Annotated in this window: 21 protein-coding genes and 1 rRNA gene; 12 read left to right on the top strand and 10 right to left on the bottom strand. The window is 42.1% G+C overall.

The features are described 5' to 3' along the window. Position 1: 1 nt before the first annotated feature. The 5 genes from mltB to rpsF form a co-directional block, all read right to left on the bottom strand. Positions 2 to 1,075: a lytic murein transglycosylase B gene (mltB, locus tag H150_RS0107140; RefSeq protein WP_019958368.1), complete on the bottom strand. Its 1,074-nt coding sequence runs from the start codon at positions 1,073 to 1,075 to the stop codon at positions 2 to 4. Between the two features lie 109 nt (positions 1,076 to 1,184). Beyond that, complete coding sequence (rplI, locus tag H150_RS0107135) at positions 1,185 to 1,637, bottom strand: 50S ribosomal protein L9 (RefSeq protein WP_019958367.1); 453 nt, start codon at positions 1,635 to 1,637, stop codon at positions 1,185 to 1,187. Positions 1,638 to 1,657: 20 nt separating this feature from the next. Then, complete coding sequence (rpsR, locus tag H150_RS0107130; protein ID WP_019958366.1) at positions 1,658 to 1,888, bottom strand: 30S ribosomal protein S18; 231 nt, start codon at positions 1,886 to 1,888, stop codon at positions 1,658 to 1,660. 5 nt (positions 1,889 to 1,893) lie between these two features. After that, positions 1,894 to 2,190 carry a primosomal replication protein N gene (gene priB / locus H150_RS0107125; RefSeq protein ID WP_019958365.1) on the bottom strand — a complete coding sequence of 99 codons (297 nt, stop codon included), beginning with the start codon at positions 2,188 to 2,190 and terminating at the stop codon, positions 1,894 to 1,896. Next, positions 2,191 to 2,568, bottom strand: a complete 378-nt coding sequence (rpsF, locus tag H150_RS0107120) for a 30S ribosomal protein S6 (protein WP_019958364.1) — start codon at positions 2,566 to 2,568, stop codon at positions 2,191 to 2,193. Between the two features lie 337 nt (positions 2,569 to 2,905). Between rpsF and H150_RS13960 the strand changes: the two genes are divergently transcribed. The 9 genes from H150_RS13960 to H150_RS0107070 all read left to right on the top strand — a co-directional run bounded on the left by H150_RS13960 (position 2,906) and on the right by H150_RS0107070 (position 10,839). After that, the gene (locus H150_RS13960; RefSeq protein ID WP_019958363.1) at positions 2,906 to 4,411 is read left to right on the top strand and encodes a mechanosensitive ion channel family protein; all 1,506 of its coding nucleotides are present in this window, start codon (positions 2,906 to 2,908) and stop codon (positions 4,409 to 4,411) included. Then, positions 4,412 to 4,882 carry a dihydroneopterin triphosphate diphosphatase gene (gene nudB / locus H150_RS0107110; protein WP_019958362.1) on the top strand — a complete coding sequence of 157 codons (471 nt, stop codon included), beginning with the start codon at positions 4,412 to 4,414 and terminating at the stop codon, positions 4,880 to 4,882. Positions 4,883 to 5,012: 130 nt separating this feature from the next. After that, positions 5,013 to 5,774 (top strand): endonuclease/exonuclease/phosphatase family protein, encoded by a 762-nt coding sequence (locus H150_RS0107105; RefSeq protein WP_019958361.1) that lies wholly within the window; start codon positions 5,013 to 5,015, stop codon positions 5,772 to 5,774. A 247-nt stretch (positions 5,775 to 6,021) separates the two neighbouring features. Then, positions 6,022 to 6,759, top strand: coding sequence for a methionine ABC transporter ATP-binding protein (locus tag H150_RS13955; RefSeq protein WP_019958360.1), 738 nt, complete (start codon positions 6,022 to 6,024; stop codon positions 6,757 to 6,759). A 2-nt stretch (positions 6,760 to 6,761) separates the two neighbouring features. Next, positions 6,762 to 7,433, top strand: coding sequence for a methionine ABC transporter permease (locus H150_RS0107095; RefSeq protein ID WP_019958359.1), 672 nt, complete (start codon positions 6,762 to 6,764; stop codon positions 7,431 to 7,433). 24 nt (positions 7,434 to 7,457) lie between these two features. After that, the gene (locus H150_RS0107090) at positions 7,458 to 8,396 is read left to right on the top strand and encodes a MetQ/NlpA family ABC transporter substrate-binding protein (RefSeq protein ID WP_019958358.1); all 939 of its coding nucleotides are present in this window, start codon (positions 7,458 to 7,460) and stop codon (positions 8,394 to 8,396) included. Between the two features lie 152 nt (positions 8,397 to 8,548). Continuing rightward, the gene (locus H150_RS0107085) at positions 8,549 to 8,977 is read left to right on the top strand and encodes an NfeD family protein (protein ID WP_019958357.1); all 429 of its coding nucleotides are present in this window, start codon (positions 8,549 to 8,551) and stop codon (positions 8,975 to 8,977) included. A gap of 68 nt (positions 8,978 to 9,045) precedes the next feature. After that, positions 9,046 to 10,014 (top strand): SPFH domain-containing protein, encoded by a 969-nt coding sequence (locus tag H150_RS0107080; RefSeq protein ID WP_019958356.1) that lies wholly within the window; start codon positions 9,046 to 9,048, stop codon positions 10,012 to 10,014. 438 nt (positions 10,015 to 10,452) lie between these two features. Next, entirely contained in the window at positions 10,453 to 10,839 is a 387-nt protein-coding gene (locus tag H150_RS0107070; protein WP_019958354.1) for a hypothetical protein, read from the top strand. A gap of 40 nt (positions 10,840 to 10,879) precedes the next feature. On the opposite strand, the gene rarD is transcribed toward H150_RS0107070, so the two are convergent. Further along, the gene (gene rarD, locus H150_RS13945; RefSeq protein WP_019958353.1) at positions 10,880 to 11,827 is read right to left on the bottom strand and encodes an EamA family transporter RarD; all 948 of its coding nucleotides are present in this window, start codon (positions 11,825 to 11,827) and stop codon (positions 10,880 to 10,882) included. 323 nt (positions 11,828 to 12,150) lie between these two features. On the opposite strand from rarD, the gene H150_RS0107060 reads away from it, so the two are divergent. Beyond that, complete coding sequence (locus H150_RS0107060) at positions 12,151 to 12,360, top strand: hypothetical protein (RefSeq protein ID WP_019958352.1); 210 nt, start codon at positions 12,151 to 12,153, stop codon at positions 12,358 to 12,360. A 59-nt stretch (positions 12,361 to 12,419) separates the two neighbouring features. On the opposite strand, the gene recG is transcribed toward H150_RS0107060, so the two are convergent. Further along, positions 12,420 to 14,459, bottom strand: coding sequence for an ATP-dependent DNA helicase RecG (recG, locus tag H150_RS0107055; protein ID WP_019958351.1), 2,040 nt, complete (start codon positions 14,457 to 14,459; stop codon positions 12,420 to 12,422). Between recG and H150_RS0107050 the strand changes: the two genes are divergently transcribed. Further along, positions 14,458 to 14,658: a hypothetical protein gene (locus H150_RS0107050; RefSeq protein WP_019958350.1), complete on the top strand. Its 201-nt coding sequence runs from the start codon at positions 14,458 to 14,460 to the stop codon at positions 14,656 to 14,658. The two genes, recG and H150_RS0107050, sit on opposite strands and share 2 nt — an antisense overlap. 188 nt (positions 14,659 to 14,846) lie before the next feature. After that, on the top strand, positions 14,847 to 15,752 hold the full coding sequence (gene prmB, locus H150_RS0107045; RefSeq protein ID WP_425316044.1) for a 50S ribosomal protein L3 N(5)-glutamine methyltransferase: 906 nt from the start codon (positions 14,847 to 14,849) through the stop codon (positions 15,750 to 15,752). 53 nt (positions 15,753 to 15,805) lie between these two features. Here the strand turns inward: prmB and H150_RS14765 are convergent, their stop codons facing one another. The 3 genes from H150_RS14765 to rrf all read right to left on the bottom strand — a co-directional run bounded on the left by H150_RS14765 (position 15,806) and on the right by rrf (position 17,988). Continuing rightward, a complete protein-coding gene (locus H150_RS14765) occupies positions 15,806 to 16,357 on the bottom strand; it encodes a DUF4822 domain-containing protein (protein ID WP_019958348.1) in 552 nt (183 codons plus the stop codon). Between the two features lie 101 nt (positions 16,358 to 16,458). Further along, positions 16,459 to 17,748: a branched-chain amino acid transport system II carrier protein gene (gene brnQ, locus H150_RS0107035; RefSeq protein ID WP_019958347.1), complete on the bottom strand. Its 1,290-nt coding sequence runs from the start codon at positions 17,746 to 17,748 to the stop codon at positions 16,459 to 16,461. A gap of 126 nt (positions 17,749 to 17,874) precedes the next feature. Next, a 5S ribosomal RNA gene (gene rrf / locus H150_RS0107030) occupies positions 17,875 to 17,988 on the bottom strand. Between the last annotated feature and the right edge of the window lie 30 nt (positions 17,989 to 18,018).

Here is an 18,018-nt window from a genome sequence, read left to right as displayed (position 1 = left end):
ATTAACGACTCCGAGCCACAGTTTCAGCAATTTCTTTCACTGCTGAAACATACAAACGGCTGTGGTTATACTGCCAAATGGTATAAAAATTGTTCAAACCCAAATAATAATCGTATTGACCCGGTGCCACTTCCAAACGGTATAAAAACGCTTTTTCATTATCAGACACAGAAGCGTCCTGAACAGACATGCCCAAACGCTTAAAATCACCAACAGTGTGAGTTAACTGAGTGTTTTCATCCAATTTGGCTTGCAAGGCTTCGGTCATTTGGAAAGTTACGGGTACAGAAATCTTACCACCCGTTTTCCAACCATGTTGTTTCATGTAATTAGCGACAGATGCCATCACATCTTGCTGGTTATTCCAAATATCACGCTGACCATCATGATCGGCATCGATTGCCCATTTTCGGAAACTAGACGGCATAAATTGCGGCACACCCATTGCGCCTGCATAACTGCCTTTAAAGGTGAACATATCGCGGCGCTCTTCATGCGCCATCAATAAAAATTCATCCAACTCTTTGCGGAAAAATTCTGCACGACGTGGATAATTAAACGCCAACGTCACCAAGGCATCAGCTGTGCGGAACGAGCCCATATTGCTGGCATAGTTGGTTTCAATACCGACAATCGCCACCAATATTTCAGGCGCTACACCATATACACGGCTGGCCTGCGTGACTGCATATTCGTTGGCATTCCAATATTTGACGCCGCCAGAAATGCGATTGCCAGCGACATTGTTTTTACGAAACTCATACCATGGGCGCGAAGTACCTGGCTTATCCATGATACTGATAATATTGGGTTTGTTTTCTACATTGGCGAAAAATGCTTCCATTTCTTCACGAGAAAACTGACCTGATGCGACTTTGCGGTCAATATAACGCTGTACATCAGGACGGCTTAAAAATGAAGTGCCTGCGGGATACGTCACCGTTGAAAAAATTTCAGGCTGTTGGTTTATTTGAGGGGCTGGTTTGACAGTTGAACCACTTTGCGTGGTTTCGACTGCTCTTGGCGCACAAGCAGCCAAGGCCAACAAAGAGACTAAAATTGCAATTTTTTTCATCGGATTAACCTTCAGACATTCTTGTCAGACAGTGTACCAAAATCTGCCCGCCAAACAAACAACAAGGCTGCCTGAATCATCAGGCAGCCTTGAATTCACAACAATAAAATTACGCAGCCAAAGGCGCTACGATGATTTTTACAGTTGCAACAGCATCATGGTGCAAAGCCACTTCAACTTCGTACTCACCAACCGCTTTTAATGGGCCGTTTGGCAAACGTACAGTTGAACGAGCCACTTCAACACCAGCAGCAGTAATCGCTTCAGCGATGTCAGCATTGGTTACTGAACCGAACAAACGGCCATCAACACCTGCTTTTTGCTCAACGGTGAATTCTTTACCGTCGATTTGAGCTTGAGCAGTTTGAGCAGCAGCCAAGATTTCAGCTTGTTTTGCTTCCAATTCAGCGCGACGAGCTTCAAATTCAGCCAAGTTAGCTGCATTAGCACGACGAGCTTTACCAGTAGGAATCAAAAAGTTACGAGCATAACCGTTTTTAACAGTTACTACATCGCCCAAACCACCTAAGTTACCAACTTTTTCAAGAAGAATAATTTGCATGTTTAAATTCCTTTTTATTCTTATTTATGTTGATCAGTGTAAGCCAACAAAGCCAAGAAACGAGCACGTTTCACAGCAGTTGACAACTGACGTTGGTAGTTAGCTTTAGTACCAGTGATACGAGCTGGAATGATTTTGCCATTTTCAGCAACAAAATCTTTCAAGATATCTACTGCTTTGTAATCTACTTCTTTGATGCCTTCAGCCGAGAAACGGCAGAATTTTTTACGTTTGAATGTATTACGAGCCATTGTCGTTAACCTTTTTTCATTTCAATATGTTGTATGTGCAAAACCAATTGGTTGTTTTTCAAACTGCGTTTGGCCAAGAAACCTTGAACTTCAACAACTTGACCAACTGAATTTTGCCATTTCAATGCCATGTCGCCGGTGATTTTGGCATCTATTTCACAAGTCACTTGTCTTAAGATGTCCATTTCTTGCTGCTGGGATTGATGCGTTAACTTCATCATCAAAATCGGTATACCCGCAGGGGTATATCGAATATCAGCAGCCTCACCCACTTCGGCACTGAGCGTCAGCTGATTGAACACTTACGCTTCAGAAGACTCAGATTCAGTTTTAGCTGAAGTGTCCAACAAATTCTTCGCTTTTTCTTCTTTCATCATTGGAGATGCTTCAGTCACAGCGTGTTTGGTTTTGATGGTCAAATGACGCAATACAGCATCGTTGAAACGGAAAGCAGTTTCGATTTCTTCTACAACAGCTGGAGTCGCTTCGATGTTCATCAAAACGTAGTGAGCTTTGTGGATTTTGTCGATTGGGTAAGCCAATTGACGACGACCCCAGTCTTCCAAACGGTGAATGACGCCAGAGGCTTCAGTCACCATGTTTTTGTAACGCTCAACCATCGCAGGTACTTGTTCGCTTTGATCTAGATGAACGATAAACACGATTTCGTAATGACGCATGTTAACTCCTTGTGGCTATTTAATCCCGCTTCCATGCGTTTCAGCAGCGGGCAAGGTTAGTAAAGCCGAAAATTATAGCGCCCCTTCTCAATTAACACAAGACTTGAACACATAAAATTGACCTATTCGCCCTATTTGATACCCAATTTGTCTCGAACTTTGTCCAAACCTGATTATCAAAGCGTCCTGTAAGCCTGTGTTAATTGGCTAGCTCCTCAAACAGAACCTGGTTAAACACTGCTAAAATGATGTATGTTTCATTTCCCAACAGCGATGGCTTTGCCCTCTCCTAGTTGGTTTTGACCCAGTTTTACCGTATCTCAAAGGCATTCTACACATGGCTGAACCCAATACCCCTCCTACTTTACAAGAAAATATTGAAAATATTCCCGAACAACTCGGTGAAATCACCCGACAAATCAGCGAATGGGGTATTTTTGATTTATTCACCTCTTCTATCGCCAGAAGAGATTGGACCAGTCAATTGATTGAGCGCAGCTTGAGTTCCACTCACGGCTGGATTGAATTTCTGTGTGCAGCTGCTTTGATGTTTCTAGGTTATTTTTTAATCGACCGCGCACAAAAAAAACACCTTAACGATGCCAATGTAGGGCAAGCAGGTCCCGTTAAAATCAGTTTTTTCCGACATTTGGCCAATCGACTTGCATGGCCGTTATTGTTAGGCATGACCGCCTCCATCGTTCTCAAAGTCGGTGAATATTTTAACCATCAATTATTGTGGTTTGGTCTTATCATCATCGCGGCAGCTTGGATGGGGATGATTCGTCTGATTGCGGCGATATTGCACTTTACCTTACCCTTAAAATTTTTTGGTCCACGCTACGAAACCATTTTTTCATCCACCGTTTGGGTATTGTTCCTGATGTGGATTACAGGCATCACCGAAGTGGCCATCAATTGGACGCAAAGCATCAAACTCAGCGTGGGCGAAAACAGCTTGAGTTTATTTAATATATTCAATGGTCTTTTATGGCTCGCCATCATCATGGTTTTGGCGATGTGGTTGGCCAAAATATTGGAAAACCGCTTGATGGGCTTCACGCGTATGGACATGAGTTTGCGCATTGCATTGTCCAATATTGCCAAAGCCTTTTTAATTGTGTTGTCGTTTTTAATTGCCCTGCCTTTGGTCGGCATTGATTTAACCATTTTGTCCGTATTTGGTGGTGCGTTGGGTGTAGGCTTGGGCTTTGGTTTACAAAAAGTCGCTAGTAATTATGTATCTGGTTTTATTGTTTTATTTGACCGTTCGGTGCGTGTGGGCGATCGTATCAATGTCAACAACTTCACAGGCTATGTCACACGCATCACCACCCGCTATACTGTTGTGAAAAATTCCGATGGTGCGGAAGCCTTGGTGCCTAATGAGAATTTCATCGCCAGCATGGTGATTAACGAATCTTTCAGTGGCAAATCTTTGTGGCGCTCGATTCCGATTCAAGTCACTTACGACACCAATGTGGTCGAAGCTTTGAATATTTTAAAACATGCTGTCGAAAAACAAGAGCGTGTCGAAGGTGAGGCATCGGCCACTGTGGTGAATTTTGGAGAAAACGGCATTAATTTAAATGTCGGCTTTTGGGTAAAAGACCCTGAAAATGGTTTTGGCGCATTAAATTCCAATATTTTATTGGATGTTTGGCAACAATTTCATGCCGCTAATATTCAATTTCCTTATCCTCAACGCGAAGTACGCATTGTCAAAGACAATGAACATGAATTGGAATTGATGCAAAAAGTGTCTATTCCCACTTCTAAAGAAAGTGCCATTTCCAATGAGCCTGCCGCCATCCAACAAAAACCTGAGGCACCGAAAGAATAAATGAATCCCACCCCAAAACCCTTCAAGCGGCCTGTATCGGTATTGGTGGTCATCCACCATCAATACCAACAATTTTTATTATTGCAACGCAGCGACAATCCTTTATTTTGGCAATCGGTTACCGGCAGCTTGGAAACGGATGAAACCCCGCTGCAAACAGCAGTACGAGAATTGTGCGAAGAAACAGGTGTCTGTTTAAGTGCATCGGACATAGACGATTGGCATTTAAGCTATGATTATGATATTTACCCTGAATATTGGTATCGTTATGCACCCAATGTCCGCACCAATACCGAACATGTTTTTTCAGTCAATATCGCTCCAAACGCCACCATCACCATTGCCCCACGCGAACACAGCGCCTACCAATGGGTCGATGCCGACACAGCTTTAAGCATGGCTTATTCGCCTTCTAACCAACAAGCCATTGCCGCATTAATCCAACAAGGCAAAAATAAGGTGTCACAATAATCCAAAGCGTCCTGTAAAATGTTTACAGGACGCTTTCATATCAAACCAACGTGATGATGCCAATCAATGCCATGTTTTATATTTTCAGCGCGAACGCACAGCAGTATTTACCATTCTCAATAGGCAAGCTATGAGCGATACTTTCACCGTCACCACTTACAACATACACAAAGGCATGTCGCCTTTGAACCGTTATGCCAAAGTCAATGGTATTGCAGCGGCCTTAAAGCAATTGAATCCAGATATTTTATTGTTGCAAGAAGTACAAGGGCAACATTTGCAACGCACTTTACAATTCAATGATTTTCCCGATCAATCGCAACATGAATTTTTTGGTGAATTTTTATCGCTCAACAGCAGTTATGGCAAAAATGCCATCCACCCCAATCGCCATCATGGCAATGCTGTTTTAAGCCGCTTTCCTCTAGACCCCAAACACAATGTCAATATCAGCGTTAACCGCCTCGAACACCGTGGCGTTTTGCATTGTGAAATTTATCCGCCCAATTGGAGCAAACCGCTGGTGGTTTTGTGTGCACATTTGAATTTATTGGAACACGACCGCATCAAGCAATACCAAGCCATTGCCGATTATGTTTTAAATACCATAGACCCATCTTGGCCATTGATTTTAGGCGGGGATTTCAATGATTGGAAATTCAAATCCGACCACCTCATTGCCCACCATTTGGGTTTAACCGAAGCCTATGTCAGCCATTGTGGTCATTTGGCTAAAACCTTCCCTGCCAAACTGCCTGTTTTGAGTTTAGACCGTTTGTATGTGCGCCATTTAGAAGTAGTCAAAGCCGTGGTGCATGATGGAGAACCTTGGAGTGGTTTGTCTGATCACCTTCCTATCAGCGCTGTATTAAAACCCAAATTTGCAGATTAAAACGCTATTTTTTGCTGATATGCTTAAAGAATATCATTAAAGATATAACCATTGATTGTATCCCTTAGAACAAATTGGTAATTGACGAAGACACCTTAACCATTGTTTAATATCGGTCTAATTTTTTAAAACGCCGATTTGAATTCAGCTTGCGGGCGTTAAAACTGCTAAAGCGACTGAATTTGTGTCGCAAATTCAATTGCTTTAGCCCGTTGCTTACCCAACGGGCTATATTTTTGGAGTCAACATGATAGTTCTAGACCAAGTTAGCAAACGGTTTCAACGCCGTGATAAATCTTGGTTCGATGCTGTGCATCCTTTGTCATTAACCATTGAACAAGGCGAAATTTTTGGCCTGATGGGTTATTCTGGTGCAGGTAAATCCACCTTATTGCGCCTCATCAACTTGCTTGAGCGTCCTGATAATGGTCGTGTGCTCATTGATGAACACGACTTAACCGCTTTAAGTGCTTCAGGCCTACGCCAAGCCCGTCAAAATATTGGCATGGTGTTTCAACAATTCAATTTATTGTCCAATCGCAGCATTGCCGACAACATCGCGTTTCCTCTGGAAATAGCCGGTTGGAGCAAAGCTGACATCGATGTACGCGTGCAAGAATGTTTGAATATTGTCGGCTTGTCTGAACACTCAGACAAATACCCATCGCAATTATCAGGTGGTCAAAAACAACGTGTGGGCATTGCCCGCGCTTTGGCACCTCGTCCGCACGTCATTTTGGCAGACGAACCCACTTCTGCTTTAGACCCGATTACCACACGCAGCGTATTGGAGTGTCTACAAGACATCAACCAACGCTTTAACGTTACCATCGTTATCGTGACTCATGAAATGAGCGTGATTCGCCGTATTTGTAACCGTGTTGCCTTATTGGACAATGGTCATTTGGTGGAAGTGGTGAATGTGGAAAACAACCAATTGTATCCACAATCGCCTGTGGGTCAAGAATTGGTACGGGAGGATTGATTATGGGTTCAGGTTGGGACAGCGTGTGGGCTTTGCGAGAAGAATTCATCAAAGCCATGACAGAAACGGCCATTATGGTCAGCATCGCCTCTAGTATTGGCATTATTTTAGGTGGTGCTTTGGGTGTGTGGTTGTATTTAACAGGTGACAGACAATTATTTCAAAATCGCCTTTTAAATGAAAGCTTAAACTGGATCATCAGTTTTATGCGTGCTTTCCCATTTGTGATTTTAATGATTGCGTTGATGCCAGTGACTCGTGCCATTGTCGGCACTTCGTTTGGTCCTTTTGCCGCCTCCGTGGCCTTAAGTCTTGCCGCCATTTTCTATTTTGCGCGACTGGTAGAACAAAATTTGAATGAAGTACCGCGCGGTGTGATTGAAGCGGCAGAAGCAATGGGCACACCACCACGCCAAATCGTAACCAAAGTGTTGCTGAATGAAGCCCGCTCAGGTTTGGTTTTAAGCGTCACCATTTTAATCATTGCCGTATTGGGCGAAAGCGCTGCATCGGGTTTGATTGGTGGTGGTGGTATTGGTGACTTGGGCATACGCTATGGCCACCAACGTTACATGCCAGAAGTGATGTATGCAGTATTGATTTTATTGACATTCTTGGTAGTGGTGATTCAAACCGCTGGCAACAGTTTATCTAAAGCATTGAACAAACGTTAAAACGTGACTTAGGAGAAATAAAAGATGTTGAGCTTGAAAACAACTTGGACTGTAAGCGCTGCTTTAATCACTTTGGCTTTGGCCGCTTGTGGTGGTGAAAAAGCCGCTCCAGCTGCACCTGCTGCCGCTTCTGGCGCAGCCAGCTCTGTGAGCGTGGATACTGAGAAAAAAGACATCAAAATTGGTACGACCGTAGGCGACTTTGGTGATATGGTGAAAGAGTCCATCAAACCGATTTTGGAAAAAGAAGGCTATACAGTCACTTTAACCGAATTCACTGACTACGTGACTCCTAACCAAGCTTTGGCTGAAGGTGCGGTAGACGTCAATGTGTTCCAACACAAACCTTATTTTGACAGTTTCATTGCAGAACACAAATTGGATTTGGTTACAGGTTTCCAAGTGCCAACCGCACCTTTAGGTTTGTATCCAGGCAAAGTGGCTTCTTTGAACGATGTCAAAGAAGGTTCGACTGTTTCCGTGCCTAACGACCCATCTAATTTTGCGCGCGCATTGGTGATGTTGAACGAGTTGGGCTGGATTAAATTGAAAGACAATGTTGATCCTTTAAAAGCTTCTAAAGCTGATATCGCTGAAAACATCAAAAAAATCAATTTGGTAGAAATGGAAGCGGCCAACTTGCCACGCTCACGCCAAGACGTTGATTTTGCAATTGTCAATGGTAACTATGCCATGTCTAGCGGCATGAAATTGACCGAAGCTTTGTACCAAGAGCCAAGCTATGCTTATGTCAACTGGGGTGCATTCCGTACCGCAGATAAAGACAGCAAATGGGCACAAGATGTTGTGAATGCTTATAAATCTGAAGAGTTCAAAAAATACGCTTTGGTCAAATTTGCAGGTTATAAATATCCAGTGGAATGGAATATTGCCAACAATGGCGCTTCAGGCAGCGGCCCTGCTGCGCCAGTAGCAGCATCAACAGCTTCTGCAGCACAATAAAAACCATATGGTCTAACAAGCGTCCTGTAACTATTTACAGGACGCTTGTTTATGCAAAAAAAATATTAAGATATTGAGAAAATCAACGCATATCGCTCATTTTATGCGACAATCTACTCAAATAAAGTCACTTCCATCACAAAGGAGAAATCATGTATTGGCTCATCGCAGCAGTGGTCTTGATTGTGTTAGAAGTCATGATAGGAACATTTTATCTCTTGGTTGTCGCTGCCGCTTTGGCCAGTGTAGGATTGACCGAATGGCTGTTTGGCACACCATTGAGCGTTAATTTAAGTTTGTTTGCCGTTTTGTGTTTGCTAGGCATTCCTTTGGCACGCCGCTTTCAAAAAAACCGCTCTCAACGCACCAAAGCCGTTAACTTACCTTTGGACATCGGTCAAACTGTCATCATAGAAAAACATTTGCATCACCAAATTTATCAAGTCAAATACCGAGGTACCACTTGGCAAGCACAATTAAATGAAGGCGAGGCGGAAGCCAATCAAACAGCTTATATTTATACTCGCCAAGGCAATCTGTTATACATTCAACTCATCGAATCTGTTCATCAAACACCATGATAAAGTCTGTATACCAATATCATCCAATCACCCTCTATCCCTCTTCTACATCATAAGGAGTGTTGCACATGGATTTCTCTATTTTTCTATTGATTATTGCGGCTGTCGTGGTTTTTTTAGGTCTCAAAAGTTTCAAAGTCGTGCAACAACAAGAAGCATTTGTGGTCGAGCGTTGGGGACAATTTCATACCGTTTTAGAACCTGGTCTGCGCTTTTTAATACCAGTCATGGACAAATTGGCGTATCGCCATTCTTTGAAAGAAATTCCATTAGATGTGCCTAGCCAAGTGTGTATCACACGTGACAACACCCAATTAACGGTAGATGGCGTCCTGTATTTTCAAGTGACCGATCCTGAATTGGCATCTTATGGCAGCAGCAACTACATTTTAGCCATTACCCAATTGGCACAAACCACGCTGCGCTCTGTGATTGGTCGTATGGAATTGGACAAAACTTTTGAAGAGCGTGATGACATTAATCGTATTGTGGTGGCAGCTTTAGATGAAGCTGCTGTGTCTTGGGGCGTGAAAGTCTTGCGTTACGAAATCAAAGATTTGGTGCCACCGCAAGAAATTTTGCGCTCGATGCAGCAGCAAATTACTGCCGAACGTGAAAAACGTGCACGCATTGCCGAATCTGAAGGTCGTAAAATCGAACAAATCAACTTGGCAGACGGTCAACGTCAAGCTGAAATCAAAAAATCAGAAGGCGATGCCCAAGCTTCAGTCAATGAATCTAACGGCGACAAAGTCGCCCAAATTAACCGAGCAGAAGGTGAAGCACACGCATTGTTATTGGTCGCTGAAGCCACAGCCAAATCCATCAATTTGATTGCCGAAGCAGTACGTCAACCCGGTGGTATGGAGGCGGTGAATTTGAAAGTTGCAGAACAATATGTGGAACAATTTGGTAAATTAGCTCAAGAATCCACCACATTGATCATGCCGTCTAACGTGGCGGATATTGGCTCTTTGGTCAGTGCGGGCATGCACATTGTGCAAGGACAAAAAACGACTTCATCTATTCAATCATAAGCATTTTAACCACTGGCACGCCTTATGGCGTGCTATACTTATTTACATGATATCTAATTTATCTCGTGTCCAATCGTTGCGGCTATTTGGACTTTTGTCTTTACTGATTTATATAGCTTGCTTGTCCACACGCCAATTACACTTATTGACTTCTCTCAATATCATTACTTGCGTCGTTCTCAATGCATTGATTTGGTTTATCATTCCAATATCACTGTTAAATTTTATCCCAATCAGCCGCTTATTGTTTTTAGATTGTGCTTATATCGGTGCTTTCATCGCGCTGGATGTCTCTTTACAAGAACCATATATTTTAATCATTGCAGCCATGCTGGCAAGCAGCATTTACTTGTTGAGCAACCACTACTTGGTCGGTTTGGGTGGGCGTTTGGGTACGCAAGCTTTTATGACTTGTTGTCTATTAATCGGATTACACTCATGCTTATACCTTATTTAAGCATCGCTTTATTGGGATTTTTGGCCAATTTGGGCTGTTACTATGCCATTCACCGCCACCAAATCGTGCCCGTTGCAGCATCAGCGGGTGCCACATTAAGTGCTATTGCTATCGCATCTTTATTACCTAACTCATGGCAATTACTCGATACCACTTGGCAAGCATTCTGGTTAGGCAGTAGTTTTTGTGGCATGAATAATAACAAATGGGTCAATATGCGCAGCGTGAACATCATCTGGCTCATTTATACCATTTTATTTGCTTTGTCTTACCATTATTTGCCTTTGCCTGGTGGCTATTTAGGCACAATGGCTTTAGTCTCTTCAGGTATCTGGATTTTACCTTTTGCAGCTGCCATCAAAAAATAATGGCAGCTTTCAGACCGCCATTATTTTCTGTATTCGATAATCAATTAGAACCCACAACGACTGAATCATCATCTTCTTCATCGGTTTTCAATGTTTCTGTGCCAGTAGATTTGCGCATTTGCAAATAACTGTCCCACATCATCAAAGACAAACCCAACCAAATCATGCCATAAGTCATCATCGCATCGATTGTCAATGGTGCACCCATAAATAAGATGGCCAATACAAATAGCAAAATAGGCTCACCATAAGTCAGCATGCTGAACAAAGTGATGGGCAATGCACGCATGGCATACAACAAGCCAAACATTGCCAAAGCACTGATAATGCCCAAGCTGACAATCAAAGGAATAAATTTCCATTGTGCCGCCAACAAAGTAAAGCTATCCGAATATACCAGCAAATACACCATGGCCACTGGTGCAATCAACACCAAATCCAACCACAAACCCACCAATGCAGGCACTGCCAAATGCCGACGAATACCATAATAAAAAGGATAAGACAAACAACACAACATCGCGACCCAAGACAAAGATTGTGCCACCCACAACTCATGTCCTACGCCCATCGCAGCAAATGTAATCGCCCATTTTTGCCAAGTGTTTAATTTCTCACCAAACACCATCAAAGCCATCAAAATAGTCGTCAATGGTAACAAAAAATAACCTAAGGCTACATCAATACCGTAGCCGTTGACAGGTCCCCACATAAATATCCAAAAATTCACAGCCACCACTGCGGTTGACAGTAAAAACAACAACCACTGCACTGGTTTTTCATTCATGCGTACAATAAACGCCTTAGCTTCTGGCCAAGCTTTCAGCATAAACATCAATGCTGTTAATGCCACTAACATCGACACCATACGCCACGCAAAAACATCGGTTCCAAGCATAGGTTGCATGAATGAACCATATAAATAAATCACACCAAACAACACATTGGCCGTCAACACCGCCACCACACCGCGACGCGAAATCACCATGAATTCAAAACCTTTATTTCAAGCAAAGATTTCGATTATATCCGAGTCGAGCCTACAATATTCTGTCTCTTCCATACGAAACAAAATTATTGATCAATGTGTGGTTTATGCATCAATGATTGCCACTTAAACAGTAGTTTATCCTTTGTTAAATCAATATCAAAATATTCACTCTAAATCTTAAAAATCATTTATCATTTATCACAAATGAATTTATACATCTTGATTCAAATCAAAAAACCATTATAAAAAAATTTGGCATGGCTTTTGCTCTATACAAACAAAAGAATCACTCAATACCAAAGCTCTTAGAGGATAATGTCATGAACCACTTACAATTAATTCAAGGTAAACAAGCTGAACTCAGCTTACAAGAGATTATTTATAAACAAATCAAACGCTTAAATGAAGGTAATAAAAAATATTGCTTAGAACTGATTATGTTACTAGAAGCGGATGAGCGCATCATATTTTTAAATGCATTTATGGTCGCTATGAATCACTTAGGTCACAATAATATTGCTGCTGCATAAAAACACATCTTTATTTTAATTATTTTTTTATATCAGATATATGAATAAAATTAATTTTACTAAACACCCAAAAATGCCTCACGGCTGGCCAGCCAACGATTTAAATGGGTTTCAACCACTTTTTGATCATGCATAATTAAATATTGTGCAACATCTCTCGCTTGCTCTAATAACTCCAAATCATCTTCTAAATTAGTAAATCTTAGTAAAGGCACACCGCTTTGTTTGGCGCCTAAAAACTCACCAGGACCACGAATAGCCAAATCTTGTCTGGCAATTTCAAAGCCATCGGTATATTCATACATCACTTTCAAACGGGCTTTAGCCAAATCGCTCAAAGGCTCAGTAAACATCAGCACACAGACACTAGCAGCTTGTCCACGCCCAACACGCCCACGCAACTGATGCAATTGTGCCAAACCCATACGCTCAGCATGCTCTATCACCATCAAACTGGCGTTTGGCACATCGACTCCCACCTCAATGACAGTCGTAGCCACCAAAATCTGCATTTCATTGGCTTTGAAAACTTCCATTTGTGCGGCTTTGTCTGCTGCTTTCATTCGACCATGCAATAAACCCACGGCATATTCAGAAAAAGCGGCCTGTAACTGCACATGCGTGTCTACCGCAGTTTGCAACTGTAAAGTTTCACTTTCCTCAATCAAAGGACATACCCAATATACTTGATGCCCTTGCTTAATCGTATGGCGAACAAAAGCTTCAATTTCTGCACGCCGCCCTGAATTAATCAATTTGGTTTTGATGGGTGTTCGGTTCGGTGGCAATTCATCAATAATAGACACATCCAAATCTGCAAAAAAACTCATGGCTAAAGTTCTTGGTATCGGTGTGGCAGACATCATTAATTGATGCACATCTTGACCTTTACTTTTCAAGGCCAAACGCTGCCCTACACCAAAACGGTGTTGCTCATCGACAATCACCAAACCCAATTGCGCAAAAACCACATCGTCCTGAAACAAAGCATGCGTTCCCACCACCACGCGCAAACAACCATCAACCAAACTTGTTTTGATTTGGTCTTTGGCCTTTTTACGCGTACTGCCCGCCAACCAACCCACTTCAATACCCATAGGCTCTAGCCATTGCTTGAATTTTTGAAAATGTTGCTCCGCCAAAATTTCAGTCGGAGCCATAATCGCGACCTGTGCCCCAGCTTCCAATGCATGTAACGCGGCTAATGCCGCCACAACCGTTTTACCGCTACCCACATCGCCCTGCAACAAACGGTGCATAGGATAGGTTTGCTGCAAATCTTGCCCAATTTCTTGCACCACACGTTGCTGTGCCGCAGTCAACGCAAACGGCAATGCCTCTAACAAAATGGGTGCATAACGCCCATTACCAATTAAAGGTGTGGCAGAACCTTGGCAACGCTGCTGATAAGCCAGCTTCATCGACAATTGTTGTGCTAATAATTCGTCAAATTTTAAACGTTGCCATGCAGGCAAATGACCATTGTGCAATTGTGCACTGTTCATGCTGGATGGAGGTTGATGTAATAAACGCAAACTGGCAGCCACATCAGGTAAATTCAAACGATGCAATAAGGCTTTAGGTAAGGTGTCAGACAAGTCTACTTTTTCCAAAGCCGTTTGTATAAAGCGACGCAAAGTCGGCTGTGTCAAGCCACTGACTGTTGGATAAACAGGCGTTAAAGTATCGGATAAAACAGCCCCCTCTGCCGCACGAATTTTAGGATGAATCATTTCATCGCCATAAAATCCGTGTTTGATTTCACCCAATGCACGAATGCGTTGTCCTTTGGCCATTTGCTGCTGCTGACTGGGATAGAAGTTAAGAAAGCGCAAAAACAAAGTCGCCCCCATACCGTCCTGAATGTGTACCAACAATTGCTTACGAGGACGAAATTGAACTTCTTGCTGTAAAACAATCCCTTCTACTTGCACCGACTCACCGATTTTAGCGTGAGCAATCGCTGTAATTTTGGTTTCATCTTCATAACGCAAAGGTAGGTGCAAGATGGCATCCCATGCATTATGGATGTGCAATTTGGCCAGCTTTTGCTGCCATTTGTCGGTAACACCCAAATCTGTCAATGTCGGAATTGGCATGGATACCACTTTTCAAATCAAAAAAGACATTCAGATTATAATAGAGCCTAAGCCATCAGCGTTAGCATTTACGCATGACACGCGCTCTGAAAAGCATCAAAATCAAATTTTAATAAATAAAAAGCGCTCTAATTGCTTAGAGCGCTTTTTTCCCTTATTTTCACAAAACCCATTGCTTTGGCAACATGATAGATTGTGATGATATTCAAATTTTATGCCCTTAGTATACCTAATTTTCATGTCATTAACATTGAGATAACACAAAAATTACCATAATTCTGGAACCTAAAAGGTATTGCATTTATTTAAATAAGATGATAACAATCTCAGATAGAGTCTCAGCTTGTCATCAGCTATAATACGAACTTCTAAAAATTAACCAAGTTGATGAATATGTACTCTTCTGCTGCTGAGCACTTACACACAGTACGAGATGTGTTTCGTTTTTTAATCAGCCGCTTCAATGCTGCTGATTTATTCTATGGCCATGGCAATGACAATGCTTTTGATGAGGCAGCTTACTTGGTTTTACACAGTTTGAATTTGCCGATGGATACTTTGGACACCTTCTATGATGCCAAATTGTTACCTGAAGAAAAGCAAGCCATTTTAGATTTGGCGCAAGAACGCATCGATACACGCAAGCCTTTGGCTTATTTGACCAATGAAGCATTCCAAGGCGAGTTTGATTTTTATGTCGACGAACGTGTTCTGATACCTCGTTCATTCATATATGAATTATTAGGTGAGCCGTTAGCACATTGGATTGAATTCCCTGAATTGGTACACAATGCTTTGGACTTGTGTACTGGCAGTGGCTGTTTGGCCATTCAAATGGCACATCACTACCCTGCTGCACAAGTCGATGCGGTCGATTTAAGCTTAGATGCCTTAGAAGTGGCGGCAATTAATATCGAACGTTATGGCTTAGAAGATCGCGTGCAATTGATACACACTGATTTATTTGAAGGCATCGACAAAACATATGATTTGATTATTTCAAATCCACCTTATGTGGATGCTGAAAGCGTTGAAGCTTTGCCTGAAGAATATTTACATGAGCCAGAAATGGCTTTGGGCTCTGGCGAAGACGGCTTGGATGCCACACGCCAAATATTATTACAGGCCGCTAAATACCTGAATCCTCATGGGGTATTATTGGTAGAAATGGGACACAATCGCGAAGTCTTAGAAGCCGCTTACCCTGAATTGCCATTCATGTGGATGGAAACCAGTGGCGGCGATGGTTTTGTCTTCTTATTGACCCGTGAGCAATTATTAGGTCAAGAATAGGCGCATTACAAAGCGTCCTGTAAACTTCTTACAGGACGCTTTTACATAGGTATTTAATTAGCGCTAGATGAAAAACTGTTCGGATTAACCGAAGATTGTCTGGTCAAAATACGGGTCTCTGCAATACTTGCAGGCGCCATTTTTACATCCACATATTGCCGAGGTTTATTAGCATCAGGATAAGTACGATAACTGAACTCGACATCATTGAGTGTTAACAATTCAGACTGAATGCGAAAACCTGGACGACCTTCTGTGCCCAGTCCGACTAAGGTCAAAATCTTACCATCATCGGAAATCGACCAATTGCCTTCATACGTCAAAGACGTATCCATCGTCACCATACGAAACGTACCATTATTATAAAAACGAGTCACACCTGCCAAACGAGCAACAGCCTCTTCTTTGCCACTGTACATACGGCCGTCCACATTGGTCAAACTGCGAGTCACCCAAGTCCCTGTTTTCAGTACCCAACGCTCATAAGGATTCAAATCTGCTTGAGTCACATTGGTTTCAATCGCCTTGGTTTGTACATTGCTACAAGCACCCAGCGCTAACATACAACTTAAACCTAAAATATAAGCTTTAGCCCATTTGTTCATTTTTGTACTCCTGTTTATGGTCATCAGTCGCGCCTTTAACAATAAAAAAGCGTCCTGTAAGAAACCAGAACGCTTTAAAAGTTCACAATCAAGCCAAATGCTTACTTCTTCATCAGTTTACTCAATGATTGCGCTAATACAAAGACCACCACCACAGGCAATAACCAAGCCAGTGAAGCAGAAGCCATAGGCCAAGATGCCACCACATTTGGTGCAAATTGACTCACCAAACTCACCACTACCGCTGTAGCAACCGTGACTTGATACACACAGCGACTAGAATTCAATACTGGATGCAACAATAACAATACAATCACTGTCATACCGATTGGATATAAAATCAACAATACGGGAATGGACAAACTGATGACTTGTGCCAAACCTTGGTTCGCCAACACAAAACTGATGATGGTAAAAATCCACACATAAGCTTTATAAGAGACCGCAGGAAACTGAGTATGGAAGTAATCAGCAACAGCAATGACTAAGCCAATTGCCGTTGTCAAACAAGCCAACAATACGATAACGGCAACCAAAATAGGACCAAAAACACCAAATGTCGCTGAGGCAATATTCACCAATAAATATACACCTAAATGCGTACCATCAGCTTCAATTTGGGACATGGTTGCCGCATCAATTGGGTAATGATTGCCAGCCCAACCCAAAGCCAAATACACCGCAGCCAAAGCAACACCTGCAATGATGGCAGCCAATGAACAATAACGTACTACATCTTTTTTATCATGAATACCCACAGCCTTCACTGCAGACAAAGCAATCATGGCAAATGCAATCGCTGCAATTGCATCTAAGGTCAAGTAACCCTCTAAAAAGCCTACTCCCCAAGGTGATTGTTCAACAAATATAGGCGTAGAATCAGACACTGCCTGATCAAACTGGAAATATGCAGTGGCACACAATATTGCAATGGTGATTAATAAAGCAGGTGTCAACCATTTGCCAATAATATCGACCATTTTCGAGCGATTCAAACTCAATGCCAAAACCACTGCAAAAAAACCTAAGGCAAACAAAAACAAACCCAATGGTGATGAACCAAAGCTTGGAACCAAACCAATTTCATACGAAGTAGTGGCTGTACGAGGAATGGCAAACAATGGGCCGATGGTCAAATAAATGGCAACCATAAACACCACAGAAAACCACGGATGAACACTTTCAGATAGGGTTTCAGCAATACTTTTACCTGATAAAGAGCCTGCAATCAAACCTAATAAAGGCAGACCTACCCCTGTAATTAAAAAACCAATCAATGCAGGCCAAAAATATGGACCACTTTCATAACCCAATTTTAAAGGGAAAATTAAATTACCCGCACCAAAAAACAGTGCGAATAAAGTAAAGCCTATAGGTAATATTTTCTTCATGGTGCACAATCAGTTATTTAAAAAAACTCTTCAATATCTTCAATATATATTTTATTTATTATGAATATTTGAAAAAATAAATAGAATAAAGCCCTGATGCGTTTGCATCAGGGCTTTAAATGGGGCATTTGACGATGACCTACTTTCACATGGGTAATCCACACTATCATCGGCGCTAAGTCGTTTCACGGTCCTGTTCGGGATGGGAAGGCGTGGGACCAACTCGCTATGGTCGTCAAACATAAACTTTAAAATCAGAAAGCCGTCTGT

The organism is Vitreoscilla stercoraria DSM 513, assembly GCF_000382305.1.
GTDB lineage: Bacteria > Pseudomonadota > Gammaproteobacteria > Burkholderiales > Neisseriaceae > Vitreoscilla > Vitreoscilla stercoraria.
The sequence above is the reverse complement of the archived record's forward strand: the minus strand, read 5'-3'. Positions and strand labels throughout refer to the sequence as shown.